Consider the following 21234-nt stretch of genomic DNA (forward strand, 5'->3'; position numbering starts at 1 on the left):
GGAACATGTTGTCTCCAATTAAACCACTTCAACTTAGCCTAACAGAAGGGCAAAAAAAGGTTCTTGGCGTTGTTCGTCAACACGGTTCTTTGCCCAGAACAAAGATTGCCGAGTTAACAGGGTTTGGCACAGGCTCTGTGACGACTCTTTGTAAAGAGCTATTGAGCTTGCAGCTTATTCAAGAAAGTGAGCGAGTTAAGGGCGGGCGTGGGCAGCCAGCAAAGCCCGTTTCATTGTCGCCTTATGCGGCTTTTACGTTTGGTGTGGCTTTTCATATAGCAAAGATTGACTTAGCGCTTGCCAATTTTACTGGTGAGGTATTGGATCGTGTCGAAATTTTTTACGACGAATCTCAACCCGTAAAGGACACCATTGTTCTCATTGAGAAATCGATAGAGAAACTAACGGTAAAGCATAGATTAGTGAATGCTCGAATTCTGGGAATAGGGGTTTCGATGCCTGGTCCACATATGTCTGATGGCAAATGTGTGCACACCATCGATCAGATGAAACACTGGAGAAATGTTGATTTAGCGGCGTTATTCGGAGACCAGTTCGATTATCCGGTCTGGATCGATAACGATTGTAAGGTGGCAGCAGTCGGTGAATATTATTCCGGGCTTTGGGAAGATACAAAGCATTTGGTTTTGATAGAAATTGGTCACGGTATTGGCGGGGCTGTGATCATGGATGGAAAACTCTATTCAGGCAGGCACAACAATGCGGGTGAAATTGGAACATTTTTTAATCGGCGTGACAAATTGAGACCGTGCCTTCGAGAACTGATCATTGAACTTCAAGATGCAGGGTTAGATGTAGTGAAGTTGGAAGATATTCCCGACATCTCTCACCCAATTGTCGCGAATTGGATTAAACGTTCCGCGGAAAAGTTGATGCCCGCACTGTTGCTTACTTTGAGCTGGTTTGATCCAGAGTGCGTTGTTATTGGCGGCACCTCACCGAAGGCAATAAGCGATGCATTGATTAAAGAAATGGATTTAACTACTGAGTGGAACAGCCGCTTTGATTACCCCGTAGCGGAGATCGCGCCTTCTAGAGTTGGAAAGTACTTGTCTTCCTACGGGGCGAGTATGTATCCCGTATTTCAGACTCTTTCTTATCAAGCTTAGTGCTTTTCTTATCAAATTCAGTGCTTCCTTTTTCGAAAATAAAAAAGACCCAATGGCAATGCTATTGGGTCTTTCTTCTATGTTAGCTATTTAGCAATTATTCTTAATAAAATTGATTGCACTTCAATCGGTAAGGGAAAAGTATTTACGCTTTTGCCGTTTCCAAGTTTTCAGCTTTTTTCTCGTTATACATTTTGAGAAGGAAGTATACATTCACACAAGCGATAAATCCGTTGGTAACGACAACAGGCATAGCGTCGATCATTAGGCCATAGCTTGTGAAAAGTGCACATCCAATAAAGTTAAGTACTCGAAGCAATACGATGTCTTTCATCATTAGCGAGATCGCTACCATGATCGACGATGCGTAACCTAAAATTTCTACAGTGCTAAATTCCATTAATTGACCCTCATAGTCTCATCGGTGTTACAGCTACCAATTCTTCTCTTCATGAGATGGTGGGGGTTATCCTTGCCCCGAATGGTCATTTTGTTTAACTATAACAAGAGCTGAATAGGTCTGGAATACAAGGTGTTAAGGAAAGTGAAAGTAAGCGATTACGCAAACGTTAAACGTTAAAAATAAATGTTGTATACCGATTTTTGTTGAACGAATCAGTAAAACTTGATGCGGAGATTTTAAGAGGGAATGAAACAAAAACCCCTGCGTAGCAGGGGTTAGAAAGCGGTTTTGGATAAGCGAATCGGCTTATTTTTTACCTTGAGTTTGCTTATCTGCTTCTGTTAGCTCGCGGATCTTGCGGCTAATGTCGCGGCGGACTTTAGAGATTTCTGCGCTCTTAATGATGTGGTCATCAACGCGATCTTCATAATCAGCTTTCATGTTTTTGATGATAGCAACGATTTCATCAGGCTTCATTTCTGGCTTGATGTAGTCCAGTAGGTTTTCTAGTAGATCAACACGCTTAGTGTTATCACGAATTTTCTTATCGTTGTCCTGCAACTCACGCTTTAGTTTGTTTTTACGACGAGCTTGGTTAACGATTTCAAATACGTTGTTCATAGGATTTTTTCCCCAAAATCAAAACGAGTAACTTTTTTTGATTAAAACATAATGCAGGAACGCTTAACAGACTTTAGATCAATCCCTTGCATCTTATGATGAAAATTTAAACATACACTCTGAGAACAGTTGTGTTGAACTCCTGAACCGCTATATCATCTTCCTAAGTATTTAAACAATTACCGCGAAACTATGACACCTATAGATGAATGCGACACCAAAGAGAACTGCGCTTCCACAAGAACTAAGCTCAGTTCCTCGTATAAAACAGGTCGTCAGTTGCAAGAAATTACCGAGATAGAACTGAGCCGAAGTAAAATAGTTGTTCTATCTTTGGATGGCAAGCCACAACGAATTCCTTTGGTAACTAACCACTAGATAAGGGTTAGTATCAGGGGGTAGAACAAAAAGGAAGGTTGAATGAGCATTGAATTGAACGCTATTGAAGCTCGCGTGATTGGCTGCTTAATAGAAAAGGAAGTGACTACGCCAGATCATTACCCGCTTACTTTAAACAGCTTAACGTCTGCATGTAATCAAAAGAGCAATCGAGACCCTGTACTCTCATTATCTGAAGGTGATGTACAAAACGCATTGGACTCACTTATACAACGTAGGCTCGTGACCGACGAAAGCAGCTTTAACTCTCGTGCTGCGAAGTATCAGCATAGGTTCTGTAATACAGAATTTGGAAGCTTGAAGTTTACTGCGCAAGAAAAAGGGATAGTTTGCTGCATGCTACTCAGAGGAGCACAAACGCCAGGAGAACTTCGTACGCGCACAAACAGGCTTTGTACCTTTACGGATGTAAAAGAGACGGAGAGTGTACTGGAAGGGCTTGCTGCACGTGAAGAGGGTGCATTAGTTGTAAAACTGCCTCGTGAGCCAGGAAAACGTGAATCTCGCTATCAGCACTTATTCTGTGGTGAAGTTGATATCGAATCTCTTGCTACTACTTCAATCGAGTCTTCTGGCGACGCAACGAGAGTAGATGCGCTAGAAAGTGAAGTGGCTGAGCTTAAATTGGAAATTTCTGAGCTTAAGGATTCTCTTGCTCAGCTTCGAGCGCTAATGAATCAATGATAAGTGAAGACGCTTGGTTTGTTTACCTTGTAAGAGACAAAAACGCGTCTTTGTATTGTGGCGTAACCGATCATGTCATACGTCGGTTTCGCCAGCATCAACTGGGTAAAGGGGCAAAGTTTTTACGCGGAAAAATGCCCTTAACACTTGAGTGGTTCTATGTTGCAGACTCTAAAAGTGCGGCGTTAAAACTAGAGTACAAAATCAAGCAATTGCCAAAAGCACAGAAAGAAAAACTCGTTTCTGGTGAATCCCTTCTTACTTTTCTAAATTAACATTCTTTTACTTATCCGGTTCAACCTTTCTAAAAGGCGTTATAGATCACATTAAATAGCGGTCGTAACTCAAGTCATACATTACACTAATCTATTGAAAGAGAGATTATCTTCATATCATTTATGAAAATAGTTGAGCTATATAAATAATAATTGGAATAGATTATGAATAACAAAAATGCAGTGGTTTTTGGCTTATCTTTGTTGTCGCTGTCTGTCAGCGCAGCTAATCATGTCGCCGATGGACGTGGAAACGGTATGGGGAATACTGGGGTTGCCTCAGGGGAATACCTAGTGGCTCCATTCTACAATCCGGCGCTTTCTGCGGTCAGTGAAGATTCAGATGACTTTGCTTTGCTTATTCCCGCTGGTGGAGTGAAAGTACGGGATACCGATAACGCAATAGAACTCATAGATGACGTGCAAAATACCTTTGAAAAAGTACAGTCAGCACCTAGCACAGCTTTACTCCAAGAGCTAAACGGTCAACTAGATTCATTGTCTGGTCACAAGCCCCTTACCGCGTCTGGAAACCTCGGAGTGGCGGTAGCAATTCCTACTCAAGTTGTGTCTGTGAACCTATTTACTGCCGGTTACGTTGAAGTCATTGGGGTAACAAACGTAGCGTCGAAAGTCTCTGATGGTCTTACGGATACGACGCAGCGAGTTCAAAACACCGATGTAGATTTAGTTGCTTTTGGCTACACCGAAATAGGGGTAGCGTTAGCTAAGCAACTTAACGTTGGTGGTCAGCAGTTTTCTTTTGGTGTAACTCCTAAGTTTCAAAACCTGACTACTTACTCGCAAAACATTAATGTTAATGACTTCAAAATCAATGACTATGATGAAGGAGAAACAACAGAGTCAGCATTCAACTTAGATTTGGGCGCGGTATGGTTACTCGGTGACAATTTTAGAGGAGCGTTAGCCATTAAAGACGTTCTAAAACAATCAATAACTACTGAAACAAACTTTGTATACGAACTGTCTCCACAGATAACATTAGGGGGAGCTTTTGTTTCAGAGTTCTTTACATTAGCTGCAGACGCTGATCTGACGGCTCAAACGCGTTTTGTAGGAGTCGATGATGATACTCAGTTTGTCCGACTCGGAGCAGAAGCTAACGCTTGGGACTGGGCTCAATTACGATTAGGTTATGAGATTGATACCAAAAGTACTGTAGACAACTCTGTCACATTTGGGCTAGGTTTCAGTCCATTTGACGTGGTTAACATTGATCTCGCAGGTAGCTACGCAGGAAACAATCAGTTTGGCGCTTCAGGCAGTTTAGCTTTCACTTTCTAAATTTTACCTCTAGTCAGTGTCTCACCTGAAAGCCAGTTATAAAACAACATTGGAAATGTAGATTGAATGATCCAAGTTGTTTTATAACTGGCTTTTCTACTGAAAAACGACCAAGTGTGGTATTCATTTTTACAAAAATAATTGAAGTAATTTCTCCCATTTGCTCTCAAATCAGCAACTTTTAATATCAAAGTTTTGAATGAATAGGGAATGAAAAATCTATCCTAAGATTATTTTTCTCCATTTCCGTATTTATATTAAAGTAAATAACTCTTAATTATATACTCCTTTATATTTTATAAATAATAGATGCGTTTAACCTAAAATTAATATCTGATGATATAACTATCACTGTAATTGGATGAAGAATAATGAATTTATTTATTCGCATCTCTTTAATGTGTTTTATAACAATGAATATATATTTTGTGATTTTAAATAATACATCTATATATAACGTTTGTAACCTTATGATTAATATAGGGTTTGATTAAAATTCGCACGATTATGTTTCTCAAATGTAAAATATAAGTTTCTTATTCAGTTTTTCATTAACATAAGTGCATGATATTTGAGATAGTGATCTTGTTTTAGTGATAAACCAAACTTTGTAAGTAGATTTATTAGAAATGTTGCTTATTTTAAATAACAAGAAATAAAAACGTCATAGAATTCTATTAAATTAAAAATAAATCTGAATCTTTGAACGTATTAAATAGATTAAGAATAAATCTCATTGAGACGTTAAAAATAACGTCAGTTGGTTTTGACGTCTTGCGTCACGCTTGTTGTAAGAACGGAGTCATTAATGGAAAAACTCGCTTTGATCACTGGTTCCAAGGGAGGAATCGGGTCGGCTATTAGCACTCAATTGGTTAGTGAAGGTTATCGTATTATTGCGACTTACTACACTGGGAATTATCAATGTGCAAAAGAATGGTTCGATGAGAAGCAATTCACTGAAGAGCAAGTCTTGCTCTTTGAACTTGACGTAACGAACACTGCAGAATGCAGTGAAAGGCTTGAGAAACTTCTCGTAGAGCAAGGTACGCCAGATGTTGTTGTTAACAACGCTGGAATTACCAGAGATGGCGTCTTCAAAAAAATGTCGGCTGACAGTTGGTTTGAAGTTATCGATACCAATCTAAACAGCCTATTCAATGTTACCCAGCCTCTTTTTTCTGCAATGTGCGAAAAGGGTGGTGGGCGAATCATCAATATTTCCTCAGTAAACGGTCTAAAAGGTCAGTTCGGACAAGCCAACTACGCTGCTGCAAAAGCAGGGATGATTGGGTTTTCTAAATCACTGGCTGCCGAAGGTGCGCGTGCAGGTGTAACAGTTAATGTTGTTGCTCCTGGATACACGGCTACGCCTATGGTGACGGCTATTAGAGAAGACGTACTTGAGTCCATTAAGAGTGGAATCCCGATGAAGAGACTCGCAACGCCAGAAGAGATCGCAAAAGCGGTTAGCTATCTTGCAAGCGACGCAGCTGCCTACATTACCGGTGAAACATTGTCGGTGAATGGCGGTTTGTACATGAGTTAATTCAAAGTTACTAAGGATTCTACAATGGAAAAAGTTTATATCGTCGCGGCAAAGCGTACTGCCATTGGCGCGTTTGGCGGCACTCTGAAAAATACACCTGCTGGTGAACTGGGTGCAGTAGCAATCAAAGGGGCACTAGAAGCTGCCAATGTTCAACCTTCAGACATTGATGAAGTAATCGTTGGAAATGTAGTTGCTGCTGGTCAAGGCATGAGCATAGGGCGTCAAGCCGCCATTTTTGCTGGTGTGCCAGAAACCGTACCTGCATACACGGTTAACATGGTGTGTGGCAGTGGTATGAAAACGTTGATGGATGCGGCTTCTCATATCCGAAGTGGTGATGCAGAAGTGGTTGTTGCTGCGGGCGTTGAAGTCATGTCACAAATTCCTTTTGCTGCCCCAACAAGCTTACGCCAAGGGCACAAAATGGGTGATCTTAACTTCAAAGATCTGCTTGTTTCAGATGGCTTAACCGATGTTTTCAACCAATACCACATGGGTGTTACTGCTGAAAACATTGCTAAAGAAGTTGGTTTAACTCGTCAGGTTCAAGACGAATATGCGTTGTCGAGCCAACAAAAAGCCGTTGCTGCGATTGAGGCAGGGAAATTCAAGCAAGAAATCGTTCCTGTTGAAGTTAAGAACCGCCGTGAAACGATCACATTTGATACCGACGAATACCCAAAAGTGGATGCAAGCCTAGCTGGGTTGCAAAAACTACGACCTGCTTTCGATAGAGAAGGTACGGTAACCGCTGGTAATGCATCCGGTATTAACGACGGTGCGAGTGCATTGGTCGTTGCATCGGAGTCTGCTGTAAAGCGCTTAAACCTGACACCTCTATGCGAACTGGCTTCTTACGCACAGACAGGTCTAGATCCCAAAGTCATGGGGTTAGGACCGGTTAAAGCTGTGACATCAGCCCTAAGTAAAGCTGAACTTTCTATCTCAGATGTTGATGTGTTTGAGCTAAATGAAGCGTTTGCTGCTCAAGCTCTCGGCGTTGTTCATCAACTTGCTGAGCATCACGAAGTTGAAAAAGACGTGATTCTTTCAAAAGCAAACATGAATGGCGGCGCAATTGCACTAGGTCATCCTCTAGGGGCGTCTGGAAACCGAATCATTGTATCTCTAATCCATGAAATGGAACGTCAGGGCAGCAGCTCAGGTGTGGCATCGTTATGTATTGGCGGTGGAATGGGAACGGCTGTGGTACTTAAACGCAGTTAAAGACTGTTTTACTCATTGAGGTTACTACCTCAAATGAATTGAAATCGATTCACTCAATGGAAAATTGTTTATCAGGAGAGACACCATGTACACAGATATTTTTAAAGCATTCACTGACCAAACTGAAAAAACTTTTGAACCTTACACAAAGTTCAACAAACTAGTTGCAAAAAACGCTGAGGTAGTGACTGAGCTACACCTAAATGCCATTCGCGCATACAGCGAGCTTGGTCTTTCTCAGATGAAAGCAGCAAGTGAAGTAAGAGATGTAACTTCTTTGGCTTCTTTCAGCAACCAGCAGCTATCTGTACTTACTCGCCTTTCTCAGCAGCTAACAGAAGACAGCAATAAACTGCAGTCTATTGCCACTGAATTTAAAGATGATGTTGAGACTATTACTGCAGACAATCTGAAAGCTTCTACTCCAGCTTAAGATAATGGCGCCACCCTATTGGGTGGCGTTTTTTTGATCCGATGAAAGGGTTTTATCATGTTTCAAAACTTCTTATCGGACTACCTTGTTAAGCTCCAAGAGAGCAACCAGCAATGGTGGAAAGATCTTGAGCAAGGCAAGGCAGCCGTAAACACTCCTCTAAACAAGGCAATGCAAGAAATCAGCCTTGAAGACACCACCGAATTACTAGAAAAAGCCGCTCAACAACCAGCAGCAATGCTGGAAGTTCAGACCAAGTGGTGGGAGCAGCAACTGGAAATTTGGCAAAAAGTAGCACTCCAAGCCAACCAAGGTTCGGTTATAGAATCTGAAAAAGGCGACAAACGCTTTCAGGACAAAGCGTGGCAAGAAGACGCTTATTACAATTTCATTAAGCAATCTTACTTACTCTTCAGTCGTACCTATATGGACACGATTGACGCAGTTGAAGGATTAGACGAGAAAACCAAAGAAAGGTTGAATTTCTTTTCTCGTCAAACGATTAACGCAATGTCACCAAGCAACTTTATCGCAACTAATCCAGAGTTACTGAAACTGACGATGGAGAAGAATGGTGAAAACTTGGTAACAGGTCTTCAGCACTTCAGAGAAGATGTTGAAGCAAGTGCAGACATCCTTAAAATTCGCATGACCAATACCGATTCATTCCAAATCGGTGAGCATGTCGCTAATACCAAAGGGGAAGTGGTTTTCCAAAATGAGCTATTTGAGCTCATTCAATATCGCCCTCTTACTGAGCAAGTCAATGCGACACCGCTACTAATTGTTCCACCATTCATCAATAAATATTACATTCTTGACCTAAGAGAGAAAAACTCATTGGTTAAGTGGTTGCTTGAACAAGGCCACGCCGTTTTCATGATGTCTTGGCGCAATCCAGGTCCATCACAGGCAAACGTTGAGTTTGGTGATTATGTTACCGAGGGTGTCGTAAAAGCAGTCAATGCCATTGAATCTATTACAGGTCAGGAGCAAATTAATGCTGCTGGATATTGTATAGGTGGAACGGTATTGGCTTCTACAGTTGCATACTATGCTGCGAAAAGAATGAAAAAGCGCATCAAATCGGCGTCTTTCTTCACGACGCTATTAGACTTCTCACAACCAGGAGAAGTCGGTGCGTATATCAATGACACTGTAATTCGAGCGATTGAAGCCCAGAACAATCTACAAGGTTACATGGATGGGCGTTCATTGAGCGTGACATTCAGTCTATTGCGTGAAAACAGCCTATACTGGAACTACTACGTTGATAACTACCTGAAGGGCAATAGCCCAGTAGATTTCGATTTATTGTACTGGAACAGTGATAGTACAAATGTGGCGGCTAAAACACACAATTTCCTACTTCGTCAGCTTTATTTAGAGAACAAGCTTGTTAAAGATAAAGGCGTAAAAATTGGCGGTGTTTGGATTGATCTGAATAAAATCCGTATCCCAAGCTACTTTATCTCCACGAAAGATGATCATATTGCTTTGTGGCAAGGTACTTATCGTGGTGCGCTTAACACTGGCGGAAACAAGACGTTTGTACTTGGTGAGTCAGGTCACATAGCGGGTATTGTTAACCACCCCGACAAGAAAAAGTACGGGTATTGGACAAACGATAATCTTGATGACACCGCTGAAGAGTGGATGACAAATGCTGAACATCATGATGGTTCATGGTGGCTGCATTGGAACAAGTGGTTGTTGAGCTTTAACCCAGAAGAACAGCGCGAGCCATTTAGCATTGGTAATGAAGACTACCCAGTACTGGGACTCGCTCCTGGAAACTATGTAAAACAAACGCTGCCAGTGATTGAAGACATAGTAAAAGAGAAAGAAGCGGAAACCGCTTAATATCTCGAAAAAATAATACTAACAACACAGTTGGCTTAAAACAAAAACTCCCACAATAGTGGGAGTTTTCTTTTTAAGCCATAAAGGCTTCAGCAAGCAAAGGTTTCTATCAACTTACTTTTTTATCTTTTCCAAGTGATAGAAGCCATAAAGACACGGCAGCGACCCCTAGAAAACCCCCGATGATGATGACTGGCATTGCAGAATAGCCCAATACATGCCAGATAATTGATTCTAAATTACTCATCTAAATCTCCTTATTGCCAGCCTTCTACGCCGTGCATATCTGGTAATTTGTGCGCGATACCTTTATGGCAATCGACACATGTCTTTTCACCAGAAGCCAACGCCGTTGAGTGCTGGTTGGCACTTCTTGTGCTTTGCTCAGAGAAGTCCATAAATTCAAATTCGTGGCAATTTCGACATTCCAAAGAGTCGTTGTTCTTAAATCGAGACCACTCTCTTTCAGCAAGGTAAGCTCGGCGATCTTGAAACTTCTCTGGTGTGTCAATTGTCTTTAACACAAAGTGAGCAAACAACTCTTTAGATGCTTGAACCTTTCGGACAATTTTGTCACCCCAATCATGGGGGACATGACAATCAGAACAGATAGCACGAACACCAGAACGGTTAGAATAGTGAATAGTTTCTTGAATTTCAGCAACGATTGGTGCGTGACAACCAGAACAGAACTCTTCCGAGTTTGTAGCTTCCATACCCGTGTTGAACGCTCCCCAAAAGAGTAAACCACCTGCAAAACCCATAAAGAGTACAACCCCAACGGCTGCCTTACTAGGGCTTATCAATCTCTTCCAAAACGCTTTTAGTATTTTCATAATTCGCCTCTTATGGAGTGACTAATCACTTATTCAGTGAGTCGACACTCTTAAACTCGTTTTCTACAAGCGGCTTTGCGTTTGCTTGAGGAACATGACATTGCAAGCAGAAGTAACGTCTTGGTGACATGTCTGCCAACACGGCATCTTCGCGGTTTACGTAGTGGGTGACACTGACCTTCGTGGCACCCATTTCTTTTGCATTTTTCCAACTGTGGCAAGCGAGACATTTATTGGCGTTCAAAGACACTTCATAACCACGAATGTTATGAGGGATCAATGGTGGTTGATAAACATAGCTGCTTTCCAGAACTTGTTCCCTAGGGAACTTTTTAAAATCGTCTGCAGGGCGAGTTGTTTCCAATTCGCTTACACCGCGAAGGGATTCGACGCCCCCGATTCCACCTGGGTTTTCAAGTTCAGCAACCGCTGTTCCGCTTAATACTGCGCCCACCGACAGCAGTGTTAACATGAGTTTTTTCATTCTAAATCTCCGCCTTGTAGCTAAATTCTGATCAGACCGCCGCAATGGCGGTCAGTGTTATCTTTCGACTTTGCGTTACGCAATCTTGGTGATTTTCACCGGACATTTCTTAAAGTCGGTTTGCTTCGATAACGGATCAGTCGCGTCAAGAATCAGCTTATTAATTAGGATTCTAGCGTCGAAGAAAGGCACAAATATCAAGCCCTCTGGTGGACGATTTCGACCTCGGGTTTCTACCCGCACTCGAACTTCGCCGCGTTTGTTGGACATGAGAACCTCTTCGCCACGGCGAAGACCACGTGCTTTTGCGTCAGCAGGGTGGATGTAACAAACGGCATCAGGTGCTGCTTTGTAGAGTTCTGGTACTCGTCTTGTCATTGTGCCTGTGTGCCAATGCTCAAGAACTCGACCAGTACATAACCAAAGATCAAATTCAGAATCAGGTGCTTCAGGTGGAGCTTCGTACGGCGCAGAAATAATCAGTGCTTTACCGTCTGGCTTACCGTAGAAGTCCCAACCCGATCCTTTTTTCGCATATGGGTCGGAGCCTTCTTTATAACGCCATAACGTTTCTTTGCCATCGACGACAGGCCAGCGAAGACCACGAACTTGGTGATAAACATCATATGGTGCGAGGTCGTGACCGTGATCGCGCCCGAATTCCGCGTATTCTTCAAACAGACCTTTCTGTACATAGAAGCCGAAATGGTGCGCATCGTCATTTAACTCACGAGCTTCTTCTATTGGGTATTTATCTACCTGCCCATTAGCAAACAACATGTCATACATGGTTTTGCCTTTGTATTGAGGCGCTTGGGCTAGCATTTCTTCGGTCCAAACTTCTTCCATTTTGAAGCGCTTAGAGAATTCCATTACCTGCCAAAGGTCAGATTTTGCCTCGCCGACGGTGTCAACTTGTTGGTACCAAGCTTGAGTACGACGCTCTGCGTTTCCGTACGCGCCTTCTTTCTCAATCCACATAGCCGTAGGTAAGATGAGGTCAGCTGCTTGAGCCGTTGCCGTTGGGTAGGGGTCTGAACACACTATAAAATTGTCAGGATGGCGATATCCAGGAAGTCGCTCATTGTTGATGTTTGGACCCGCTTGCATGTTGTTATTACACATTACCCAATATGCATTTAGCTTACCGTCTTTTAGCATGCGATCTTGAAGAACTGCGTGGTAGCCGGGTTTTGGTGGAATAACGCCCGGAGGAATGTTCCAAATTTTTTCTGCGTATGCACGGTGCTTAGGATTTGCAACGACCATATCAGCCGGTAGGCGGTGAGAGAATGTACCTACTTCTCGAGCCGTACCACATGCAGAAGGTTGACCTGTTAGTGAGAATGGGCTGTTCCCCGGAGTAGAAATCTTGCCCGTAAGAAGGTGGATGTTGTAGATCAAGCTATTCATCCAAACGCCACGAGTATGTTGGTTCATTCCCATCGTCCAGAGTGACATCACTTTGGTGTCTGGGTCGGCGTATTGTTTCGCCAATTCGATAAGCTTCTCTTCAGAAACCCCCGACATTTCAGAAGCTTTTTCTACGGTATAAGGTGCGACAGATTTTTTGTATTCTTCAAAGGTAATAGAACTCATTTTCCCTGAATTAGGGTTTTGAGCTTTCATTTGTAGAGGATCGTCATCGCGCAATCCGTAACCGATGTCTGTCGTCGCTTGCTTGAAATTGGTGTGTTTGTTAACAAAATCCCAGTTAACAGCATCATTTTCGATAATGTAATGCGCAATAAAGTTGGCGATAGCAAGGTCGGATTGCGGTTCGAATATGTAGCCTTTATCGGCAAGTTCGAATGAACGGTGGTAGTAGGTAGAAAGGACGTTAACTTTGACGTGTGGAAAGCTCAAACGACGATCCGTAATGCGAGTCCAAAGTACTGGGTGCATTTCTGCCATGTTTGAACCCCACAGTACGAAAGAGTCTGCGTGTTCAAAGTCGTCATAACATCCCATTGGCTCATCAATACCGAATGAGCGCATGAACGCGCCAACGGCAGAAGCCATGCAGTGACGAGCATTTGGATCAATGTTGTTTGATCTCAGACCCGCTTTCATCATTTTGGCTGCCGCGTAACCTTCCATCACGGTCCATTGACCAGAACCAAACATTCCGACCCCAGAAGGTCCGCGTTTTTTTAGAGCATCTTTCCACTTTTCTGCCATGATATCGAATGCGGTATCCCAAGAAACAGGGGCAAAGTCACCGTCTTTGTGGAATTTTCCGTCTTTCATCCGCAGTAGAGGTTGAGTAAGACGATCCTTTCCGTACATGATTTTGGAAAGAAAGTAACCTTTGATGCAGTTAAGACCTTTGTTAACAGGCGCTTCAGGGTCACCTTGAGTTGCGACCACTTTGCCGCCCTGAGTTCCCACTAATACTGAACAACCCGTCCCACAAAAACGACAAGGTGCTTTGTCCCATGTGATTTTAGTTTGATCGGAGCTGGCAATCAGATTGGTGGCCGATGCAGGTAGCGTTACACCTGCGACGGCTGCTGCCGATGCTGCTGCATTTGCTTTCACAAACGCACGTCTTGTCATTTTCATACTTCACCCTCTAATTGGGAATGTTGCGTTCCAGTGTTTTCATCCTTGTCCTCTAGATCAGTTTCGATTTGGTGATAAACCAATACTGTACTCAGGACGTCCGGCAAGTTATTAATTGCGTCAATGGTGTCTGTGATGAAGCCTTGGTTTTCTGTTTCCAAAACCACCACAATTTTCCCTTCAGGGCTGTCTCCAAAAACTTCTGCGTTTTCAAACTCTTCAATTCGAGATTTTGTTCGTGACAGATGTTCTGGTGACACGTGCACCACTAAGCTGGAAATATGCACTTCATTTAGTGACATAGTTATCTCTCGTTATTTTGTATGCTCACATTGATGGATGAAGTTGGGCACACAGAAACGCACGCACCGCAGCCATTGCACTCATCAAGGTTTAATTCAGGTTGGGCGACTTTACCTACGGCGAGTTTGAATTGAATCGCCATGGTTTCGCATTGGTCACCGCAAGATCGACATTCGACATTTTTGGAGGCAAGGCAATCTTTATTAATGATTGCTTTGGCTTGCCATGCCATTTCATTCTGGCTAAGAAAAAGAGGTTCTGGACATGCGTCGGCGCATTGATAACAAAACGTACATTCACCAAGATCGAAATCAATGGTGGGAAATCCGCCACTGCCGTGTTTGATGATTTGTGTTTCGCATTCATTTACACACTTATTGCAGCGTGTACACTGATCGGTAAATTCGTTAGCGCCACTCAACCAAGGCAGCCGAGGGTGAGTCTCAGCTTCTTGCTTTCGTGAAAAAAAACGCCTGCGGAATTGATCAACCAAAACAACCTCTTATATAAGCCATTAAAATCTGTTAACAGATCTTCATTACTGCACATAAATAGTTTAGTTTTAGTCACAATTGATTAAATAACCCTAAAGGGGTAATCGGAGTCTAAACTGTTTTAGATCAATAAAAATATCAACAATTCAAGCGCTAATGGCTATGAGATGGATGGCAATTTGTTCAAAATAATTGGTTCACTAAGAAATCTACCGAGGTTATTGTTTTGAACTTGGAATCGAGACGAGAAAACAATTTTGTTTAACTTACCCAAAAAACCAGTAACAAGCACCGTCGCGCAAGCTTTGTTACTCATTCTATTGCTCTCGATAACGACGACGAGCTTTGCGATTCTTACTTTGGCTTCAAGCCTTAATGACGCAGAAGCTGTGAACGTTGCAGGTTCTATGCGAATGCAGAGCTATCGCCTCGCGTATGACATTCAAAGTGATTCACTTGATTTCAATTTGCACGTTGAACAATTTGAAAGTTCTTTGTTCTCACCTTCAATGTCGGCTCTTCGACACTGGACGGTTCCAGCCGATATTCAGCAAGAATATATGCTGATCATTCAAAGATGGCAGCAACTCAATACCTTGCTACATTCCCAACAGAACGATGTGTACTTAAGTCAGGTCGCCGATTTTGTACAGCAGATCGACGAATTTGTACTCGGGTTACAGGAATACTCTGAACAGAAGTTGATTACGTTATCGTGGATAGGTGGAGTGGGGTTAGGTGGCATCCTCATTATTTCTACGTTTGTAGTGCGTTACGTAAGAAGAGAAATAGTTAACCCACTAAACAGGTTAAGCCATGCGAGTTACGAGATTCAAAATAGGAACTTTGACGTGGCGCTTCATGTGTCTGGGGATAATGAACTCTCTAGGCTAACGGAAACATTTAACTCAATGGCCACTGAGTTAGGTCATCTCTATCGTGGCCTAGAAACTGCGGTGGAAGAGAAAACTCACCGACTGCGCCATGCCAATCAATCGTTGCAGGTGCTGTATCACTGTTCACAGGCACTTAACGTTTCTCGGATTACAAAAAGTCACATCGAGAAAGTCATAGATTTTATGTTCAGCTTAGAGGGTGTCGCCGCGGTAAAGTTGACATTAGGCGATCCACAGCAAAGCGAAGTGATTGAAAGAGGTATAGCTAAGCCAAATAACAAATGGAACCGCACATCGCTAGAATTGGATAATCAGGTATTGGGAGCACTAGAAACTCAGTTTATGCTGCCGTGTCCTGATCAAGAGTTGATAAACAGCATCATTCAAGTGCTCACCCAGGGTATCTATTACTCTCAGACTCAAAAACAAGAAGAATACCTCATTCTAATGGAAGAAAGGGCAACGATAGCGCGTGAACTTCATGATTCACTCGCTCAATCCTTATCTTATCTTAGGATTCAAGTAAGCTTGCTAAAGAGGATGCTTAACAGTGGATCAGATAAAAAACGAGCTGCACTACCGTCCATTATATCGGATATTGATAGTGGGCTGACGGGGGCTTATACCCAACTCAGAGAGTTGCTGAATACGTTTCGTCTTTCAATTAAGGATGCGAATTTTGATGAAGCGCTTATTCAAATGATCATTCCACTAAGAGATCAAACGGATTCTATTATTACTGTTAACAACCAAGTCGCTTCATTGAATCTTAAAGCCAATGAACAAATCCACGTACTTCAATTAGTTCGAGAGGCTGTTTTGAATGCAGTGAAGCATGCCAAGGCAAAACACATAGAAGTTAACTGCACAAAGTCTGACAACGAAATGCGAGTTGTAGTAGTAGACGATGGTATTGGCTTTGATGTTAATCATCAAAAGCTTAATCACTATGGGTTAAGCATTATGGAAGAAAGAGCGGGTAGGCTCAACGGGCGGTTAGAGATAGAAAGCAAACCAGAGAATGGTTGTAAAATACAATTAACTTATACAGTGAAAGAGGATCAAAATGACGATCTGTAATGTACTCATCGTTGACGACCATCCTTTGATGCGCAAAGGGATCGCTCAACTCCTGAGCTTTGAAGACGAATTTAGTGTCGTGGGTGAGGCAAGTAACGGTTCTGATGCACTTGCTATTGCTTTAAAAGTACAACCGGATTTGATTTTGCTTGATCTTAATATGAAGGGCATGTCGGGTCTAGATACTCTAAAAGCACTTAGGTCTGAAGACATAGAGGCTAGAATCGTGGTTTTAACGGTATCTGATAGCCCAAATGACATTGATGTTATGGTTAAAGCTGGTGCCGACGGTTATTTACTGAAAGATACTGAACCAGACGATTTGATTGCGCTGATTAAAGAATCCATGTCTGGCAGCCAAATTTACAGTGAAGAAGTTCGCAAATACTTAATAGAAAGAGGTGATAAACCTTCAGTGATGGACCTATTAACGGACCGTGAACAACAGATTCTGCAAGAAGTCGCTAAGGGTTTTCGTAATAAGCAAATAGCAGATAGTTTGTTTATTTCAGAGTCCACAGTGAAAGTTCATATGAAAAGCTTACTAAAAAAGCTAGAGGTGTCCTCCAGAACTGCGGCCACTATTCTCTATTTAGAGCATTTTGGTGATCCTAGGTAACAAAATACTAATGCAATATGATGCATTTTTTTCGAATCGTGCCAGACTTTACCATGAATTGCGTTAAGGATAAGCAGTCAGACTCATCCTAAGCAATTGCGATATAAATTCTTTTTTACATCAACTATATTATCGTGAGGCATCACGCAAATTGGTGATTAAGATATGAAATTGCAACATCTTTTGGTTGGCACCTTAAGTTTGGCTCTAACATCCGGCTTAAACGCAGCACAAGCTCTCAATGGCTATTGGGAATACAGTGATTATCTAAAAACATTTCCTGAACAGCAGGGGTTAGTGAGGAACTTTAGTGAGGTCGTTCGCTCAGAGCCAACTCCTCTGGCTGTAAGACAAACGAAACCAGTAACGATTTCCGTTATTTATCCTGGTGAACAAGTCTCTGATTATTGGCGACGTAACATCACTGCGTTTAGTAAACGCATGGATGAACTGGGTATTGATTACCAAGTCAACAAAGTATTTACGCGCCCTAATGTCGACATTAGGCAACAAAGTGCTTCGTTGATGGAGGCAATTCGCAATAAATCCGGGTATTTGATCTTTACGCTTGATACCGGTCGTCACCGAAAATTCATTGAACACGTTCTAAACAGTAATGATACAAAACTCATACTGCAAAACATTACCACACCACTTAAAGCATGGTCTCAAAACCAGCCCTTCATGTATGTAGGGTTTGACCACGCAACAGGTAGCCGCGCACTCGCAAGCCATTTTAAATCACGTTTTCCTCGCGGTAGTGACTATTCTGTACTCTTCTTTTCGCAAGGCTATATAAGTGCTGCACGCGGCGATACATTCATCGAAGCGATGAGTAACGAAGGTGAGGCGTATCAATTACGTTCGTCATTTTACACAAAAGCAAGTCGTCAAAGCGGGTACGAAGCAGCGAAAAATGCACTTAGTCAAGGCGATAACTTGTCCTTTATCTACGCGTGCTCTACCGATGTTGCGTTGGGTGCTACCGATGCAATTAAAGAGCTGGGTCGCAAAGATATCGTAATTAACGGCTGGGGTGGTGGAAGTGCAGAGCTTGAAGCGATACAAAAAGGTGAATTGAATGTTACCATTATGAGAATGAACGATGACACTGGTGTTGCGATGGCGGAAGCCATTAAAATGGACCTGGAGGATAAACCTGTCCCAACCGTTTATTCCGGAGATTTTGAGATAGTAACCAGTCAAGACAGTGAAGAAAGAATACAAGAATTAAAGCTTCGTGCTTTCAGATATTCTGACTAATGGAAAAGCTGAGCTAGGATGATTAAAAAACTTACGACTAAAAGGCGCTCGCTGGCGAACCTAATTGTTCGCCTGATCGTTATTATTTTTGGTGTTCTAACCATCGGTGTTATGGTTCAGAGTTACCACTTCTCATCCAGCATTATTAAGCAGGAGGTAGCTCGCAGTTCATCTCAAACGTCTAGCTTGTTGCAAAACTTACTTGATTATAAATTGGCAACATTGCAAAGCCACCAAGACAGTAATGCCCTTAACATTACACTTCAGAACAACTTAGCCGATATCCACTCAAATAAAATTGACTATTTCTTCCTAGATTTGGAACAAAATGACCCTCTGAACACACCAGATTTTCGGTTCATAACCACAGACAGAGGTGAAGTTGAATGGAATGATGGAAATGGTCTGTTCTATGGCTTAACAAAAGTTCATATGGAACGGATCTCGACTTCTATCAGCTTCGGGCGTGATTGGCATTACCTAAGCCAAGACACTGTATTAGGTGAAAGAAATTTATTGATTCGTCGAACCCCAATCATCAGCCTAGAAAATGGACAGGTACTGGGGCATTTGTATATATCCGTCGTTCTTAATCGAAATTTATCACTAATAGATCAACTTCAGGTCGCCTCCAATAGTGATGCTGTCATTATGATGATAGGCAATACAGCAATCGCTAGTACCATTCAACCCGAAGAGCCGCTGTACTCAGAAGTTTTGGAAGACTTAAACCAAGGCGATACGGGCTCCTCTGGTGGGCATCTATTTAATGCAACAAACCTGCTTATCAATGGGGAAGACACCCCAATATATATCTACACGATTCAAACTAACTCGAACATATTGACGCTAGAGGAAAACTACAAAGTTGGTCTAGCAATCAGTATGTTCACCATGTTTGCATTAGCGCTTTTGACGCGCCAAATTATTCAAAGACTCGTCTCTAATGAGCTAAAAAGCTTGATGGAGTACACACGTTCTGCTGGTGACAGAATCGAATCCTCTGAGTTTCAAGGTTCAAGTATTTATGAGTTTGACCATGTTGGGCATACGTTGGAAAAAACGTTTGAAGAGCTAAGAGAGAAAGACAAATCTTTTCAGGACTTATTCAATTTCTCACTTTCTCCGATCATCGTGTGGGACACAGAAGGCGGCGTACTTAGAATGAACCCTGCAGCTGAGAGGGCGCTCAATTCCAAATTAGGCTTAAGTGATAGTGATATTGATGATCGATTCAAGAGTTTCCAAAGTAAAGTCGCCTTTTATTTGAGAATGGTGATGACGGGTGAAACGTTAATGGGTGTCAATGTTCCTATAGATAATAAAATTTATCGATGGAACTTGTCTCCTCTCGAACTTGATAATGAAATCCACGCGATCATTGGACAAGGGCAAGATATCACGACCCTTATTGAGGCAGAAAAGCAGAGTAACTTAGCTCGAATTGAAGCCGAGCGAAGCGCTGTAGCGCGAGCAGATTTCTTAGCCAAAATGAGTCACGAAATTCGTACGCCTCTCAATGGTATATTAGGTATCACTCAAATCCTTCAAGGCACACTTGCGAAGGAAGAAAATAAAGAAAAAGTCGATATTCTTTACCAAAGTGGTGAACACCTTCTCACCGTACTTAATGACATTCTTGATTTTTCGAAGATAGAGCAGGGCAAGCTGAACATAGAATTTAATGAATTTGTGTTCGAAGACTTAGTTAAATCACTAGAAACAATCTATACGCCTCTCTGTTTTAATAAAGGCCTATCTTTTGAAATTCAGAATCAGATACCTGCTAAACAAGTCATTCGGACAGATCAAGTTCGATTAAATCAGATTCTATTTAACTTGCTAAGTAACGCCGTTAAATTTACCACTACTGGTGGCGTTGTGGTGCGCTTCGTACTAGAGAGCCCAGAGCCAGGGAAAGAAGTCTTGAATTTTGAGGTGCGTGATTCTGGTATCGGGATTACAGAGAGCAGTTTGGAAACGATGTTTGAACCTTTTGTTCAAGCCGAATCAACGACAACACGTGAATATGGTGGAAGTGGCTTAGGTCTAGCAATCGTTAAAAACTTACTCGATTTAATGGGTGGGTCGATTAAAGTGACGAGCTTGCTAGGTGAAGGGGCGTCTTTCTGCATTAAGCTGCCAGTTACACCCGTCAGTAGCATCCAGTCTGAAGAAGTAGAGGCTTCAAACCCAGATCCATCATCGTTATTTGATACTCAAATTAGAGTCCTATTGGTAGAAGATAATAAGAGTAATGCTTTTATAGCTAAAGTCTTCTGTCAAAAATATGGAATGGATGTTGATTGGGCGGAAGATGGCTTGATTGCCATGGAGAAAGTCAAAACGAATGAATATGATTTGATCTTGATGGACAACCAAATGCCAAACTTAGATGGGGTTGAAGCTACGCGTCGTATGCGTCAAGAGATGGGGATCATGACCCCTATTTATGCCTGTACTGCGGACGCTTTTGAGTCAACAAAAAATGCATTTCTTAATGCGGGAGCCAACTTCGTTATTGTTAAGCCGCTTAAAGAGAAATCTCTCTATAATGCATTTAATCATTTTAAAACCAATGATTTATTGTCAAGTGAAACCCCTAAATCTGCGACGGGCTCTTAATAAAAAGACTGCTTACAAATCTATTATTATAAAAAGCAGTTAACTTGGCCTTGTATCTGATACATTGATCAAAATAATAAAAAATTGTCTGGATTATATTTAGACACCTTTAGATACTTCTCTAACGAAGTATCGAGCGTTTGGAAAAATCATAACCTGCGGCTAAGACAGGAAAGA

General features: G+C 42.1%; 20 protein-coding genes. 12 read left to right on the plus strand and 8 right to left on the minus strand.

What is annotated here, in order from left to right; genetic code table 11:
- The first annotated feature begins 5 nt into the window (after positions 1–5).
- Complete coding sequence (locus Q8W40_RS08375) at positions 6–1130, plus strand: ROK family protein (RefSeq protein WP_305396739.1); 1125 nt, start codon at positions 6–8, stop codon at positions 1128–1130.
- A 145-nt stretch (positions 1131–1275) separates the two neighbouring features.
- Here the strand turns inward: Q8W40_RS08375 and Q8W40_RS08380 are convergent, their stop codons facing one another.
- Together Q8W40_RS08380 and Q8W40_RS08385 are read right to left on the minus strand one after the other, a co-directional pair.
- Entirely contained in the window at positions 1276–1530 is a 255-nt protein-coding gene (locus Q8W40_RS08380; protein ID WP_101113961.1) for a YgjV family protein, read from the minus strand.
- Between the two features lie 309 nt (positions 1531–1839).
- Entirely contained in the window at positions 1840–2154 is a 315-nt protein-coding gene (locus Q8W40_RS08385) for a DUF496 family protein (RefSeq protein WP_101113960.1), read from the minus strand.
- A 420-nt stretch (positions 2155–2574) separates the two neighbouring features.
- On the opposite strand from Q8W40_RS08385, the gene Q8W40_RS08390 reads away from it, so the two are divergent.
- The 7 genes from Q8W40_RS08390 to phaC all read left to right on the plus strand — a co-directional run bounded on the left by Q8W40_RS08390 (position 2575) and on the right by phaC (position 9892).
- The gene (locus Q8W40_RS08390) at positions 2575–3237 is read left to right on the plus strand and encodes a YceH family protein (RefSeq protein ID WP_305396740.1); all 663 of its coding nucleotides are present in this window, start codon (positions 2575–2577) and stop codon (positions 3235–3237) included.
- Positions 3234–3512, plus strand: coding sequence for a GIY-YIG nuclease family protein (locus Q8W40_RS08395; RefSeq protein WP_305396741.1), 279 nt, complete (start codon positions 3234–3236; stop codon positions 3510–3512). Before Q8W40_RS08390 ends, Q8W40_RS08395 begins: the two co-directional genes overlap by 4 nt.
- 165 nt (positions 3513–3677) lie before the next feature.
- Positions 3678–4817 (plus strand): conjugal transfer protein TraF, encoded by a 1140-nt coding sequence (locus Q8W40_RS08400; RefSeq protein ID WP_305396742.1) that lies wholly within the window; start codon positions 3678–3680, stop codon positions 4815–4817.
- A gap of 808 nt (positions 4818–5625) precedes the next feature.
- Positions 5626–6366, plus strand: coding sequence for an SDR family oxidoreductase (locus Q8W40_RS08405; protein ID WP_101113955.1), 741 nt, complete (start codon positions 5626–5628; stop codon positions 6364–6366).
- A 24-nt stretch (positions 6367–6390) separates the two neighbouring features.
- Positions 6391–7596, plus strand: a complete 1206-nt coding sequence (locus Q8W40_RS08410) for an acetyl-CoA C-acetyltransferase (protein WP_305396743.1) — start codon at positions 6391–6393, stop codon at positions 7594–7596.
- 85 nt (positions 7597–7681) lie between these two features.
- Positions 7682–8029, plus strand: coding sequence for a phasin family protein (locus tag Q8W40_RS08415; RefSeq protein WP_101113953.1), 348 nt, complete (start codon positions 7682–7684; stop codon positions 8027–8029).
- A gap of 57 nt (positions 8030–8086) precedes the next feature.
- Complete coding sequence (gene phaC / locus Q8W40_RS08420) at positions 8087–9892, plus strand: class I poly(R)-hydroxyalkanoic acid synthase (protein ID WP_305396744.1); 1806 nt, start codon at positions 8087–8089, stop codon at positions 9890–9892.
- Between the two features lie 109 nt (positions 9893–10001).
- Here the strand turns inward: phaC and Q8W40_RS08425 are convergent, their stop codons facing one another.
- The 6 genes from Q8W40_RS08425 to napF all read right to left on the minus strand — a co-directional run bounded on the left by Q8W40_RS08425 (position 10002) and on the right by napF (position 14573).
- Positions 10002–10139: a TIGR02808 family protein gene (locus Q8W40_RS08425; protein ID WP_305396745.1), complete on the minus strand. Its 138-nt coding sequence runs from the start codon at positions 10137–10139 to the stop codon at positions 10002–10004.
- 10 nt (positions 10140–10149) lie between these two features.
- The gene (locus Q8W40_RS08430) at positions 10150–10728 is read right to left on the minus strand and encodes a NapC/NirT family cytochrome c (protein ID WP_101113950.1); all 579 of its coding nucleotides are present in this window, start codon (positions 10726–10728) and stop codon (positions 10150–10152) included.
- 25 nt (positions 10729–10753) lie between these two features.
- A complete protein-coding gene (locus Q8W40_RS08435; protein ID WP_101113949.1) occupies positions 10754–11212 on the minus strand; it encodes a nitrate reductase cytochrome c-type subunit in 459 nt (152 codons plus the stop codon).
- Positions 11213–11287: 75 nt separating this feature from the next.
- Complete coding sequence (napA, locus tag Q8W40_RS08440; RefSeq protein ID WP_305396746.1) at positions 11288–13777, minus strand: periplasmic nitrate reductase subunit alpha; 2490 nt, start codon at positions 13775–13777, stop codon at positions 11288–11290.
- Entirely contained in the window at positions 13774–14079 is a 306-nt protein-coding gene (locus tag Q8W40_RS08445; protein WP_305396747.1) for a chaperone NapD, read from the minus strand. The genes napA and Q8W40_RS08445 overlap by 4 nt, the downstream gene beginning before the upstream one ends.
- Before the next feature lie 2 nt (positions 14080–14081).
- Complete coding sequence (napF, locus tag Q8W40_RS08450) at positions 14082–14573, minus strand: ferredoxin-type protein NapF (protein ID WP_305396748.1); 492 nt, start codon at positions 14571–14573, stop codon at positions 14082–14084.
- 258 nt (positions 14574–14831) lie between these two features.
- Between napF and narQ the strand changes: the two genes are divergently transcribed.
- From narQ to Q8W40_RS08470, 4 genes are all read left to right on the plus strand, one after another.
- Positions 14832–16550 (plus strand): nitrate/nitrite two-component system sensor histidine kinase NarQ, encoded by a 1719-nt coding sequence (narQ, locus tag Q8W40_RS08455; protein WP_305396749.1) that lies wholly within the window; start codon positions 14832–14834, stop codon positions 16548–16550.
- On the plus strand, positions 16537–17169 hold the full coding sequence (locus Q8W40_RS08460; RefSeq protein WP_305396750.1) for a response regulator: 633 nt from the start codon (positions 16537–16539) through the stop codon (positions 17167–17169). The genes narQ and Q8W40_RS08460 overlap by 14 nt, the downstream gene beginning before the upstream one ends.
- Positions 17170–17334: 165 nt before the next feature.
- Positions 17335–18432, plus strand: a complete 1098-nt coding sequence (locus Q8W40_RS08465) for an autoinducer 2-binding periplasmic protein LuxP (protein ID WP_305396751.1) — start codon at positions 17335–17337, stop codon at positions 18430–18432.
- A gap of 18 nt (positions 18433–18450) precedes the next feature.
- A complete protein-coding gene (locus Q8W40_RS08470) occupies positions 18451–21057 on the plus strand; it encodes a LuxQ periplasmic sensor domain-containing protein (RefSeq protein ID WP_305396752.1) in 2607 nt (868 codons plus the stop codon).
- Positions 21058–21234: the final 177 nt, after the last annotated feature.

Origin of the sequence: Vibrio penaeicida (genome assembly GCF_030689305.1) — a bacterium.
Classification (GTDB): domain Bacteria; phylum Pseudomonadota; class Gammaproteobacteria; order Enterobacterales; family Vibrionaceae; genus Vibrio; species Vibrio penaeicida_B.

Coding starts and splice junctions, on each gene's coding strand:
- Q8W40_RS08395 (WP_305396741.1), top strand. CDS start 3,234: ATGATAAGTGAAGACGCTTGGTTTGTTTACCTTGTAAGAGACAAAAAC.
- phaC (WP_305396744.1), top strand. CDS start 8,087: ATGTTTCAAAACTTCTTATCGGACTACCTTGTTAAGCTCCAAGAGAGC.
- Q8W40_RS08445 (WP_305396747.1), bottom strand. CDS start 14,079: ATGTCACTAAATGAAGTGCATATTTCCAGCTTAGTGGTGCACGTGTCA.
- Q8W40_RS08380 (WP_101113961.1), bottom strand. CDS start 1,530: ATGGAATTTAGCACTGTAGAAATTTTAGGTTACGCATCGTCGATCATG.
- Q8W40_RS08385 (WP_101113960.1), bottom strand. CDS start 2,154: ATGAACAACGTATTTGAAATCGTTAACCAAGCTCGTCGTAAAAACAAA.
- Q8W40_RS08390 (WP_305396740.1), top strand. CDS start 2,575: ATGAGCATTGAATTGAACGCTATTGAAGCTCGCGTGATTGGCTGCTTA.
- Q8W40_RS08460 (WP_305396750.1), top strand. CDS start 16,537: ATGACGATCTGTAATGTACTCATCGTTGACGACCATCCTTTGATGCGC.
- Q8W40_RS08375 (WP_305396739.1), top strand. CDS start 6: ATGTTGTCTCCAATTAAACCACTTCAACTTAGCCTAACAGAAGGGCAA.
- napA (WP_305396746.1), bottom strand. CDS start 13,777: ATGAAAATGACAAGACGTGCGTTTGTGAAAGCAAATGCAGCAGCATCG.
- Q8W40_RS08425 (WP_305396745.1), bottom strand. CDS start 10,139: ATGAGTAATTTAGAATCAATTATCTGGCATGTATTGGGCTATTCTGCA.
- Q8W40_RS08430 (WP_101113950.1), bottom strand. CDS start 10,728: ATGAAAATACTAAAAGCGTTTTGGAAGAGATTGATAAGCCCTAGTAAG.
- Q8W40_RS08415 (WP_101113953.1), top strand. CDS start 7,682: ATGTACACAGATATTTTTAAAGCATTCACTGACCAAACTGAAAAAACT.
- Q8W40_RS08410 (WP_305396743.1), top strand. CDS start 6,391: ATGGAAAAAGTTTATATCGTCGCGGCAAAGCGTACTGCCATTGGCGCG.
- Q8W40_RS08470 (WP_305396752.1), top strand. CDS start 18,451: ATGATTAAAAAACTTACGACTAAAAGGCGCTCGCTGGCGAACCTAATT.
- Q8W40_RS08435 (WP_101113949.1), bottom strand. CDS start 11,212: ATGAAAAAACTCATGTTAACACTGCTGTCGGTGGGCGCAGTATTAAGC.
- Q8W40_RS08400 (WP_305396742.1), top strand. CDS start 3,678: ATGAATAACAAAAATGCAGTGGTTTTTGGCTTATCTTTGTTGTCGCTG.
- Q8W40_RS08465 (WP_305396751.1), top strand. CDS start 17,335: ATGAAATTGCAACATCTTTTGGTTGGCACCTTAAGTTTGGCTCTAACA.
- Q8W40_RS08405 (WP_101113955.1), top strand. CDS start 5,626: ATGGAAAAACTCGCTTTGATCACTGGTTCCAAGGGAGGAATCGGGTCG.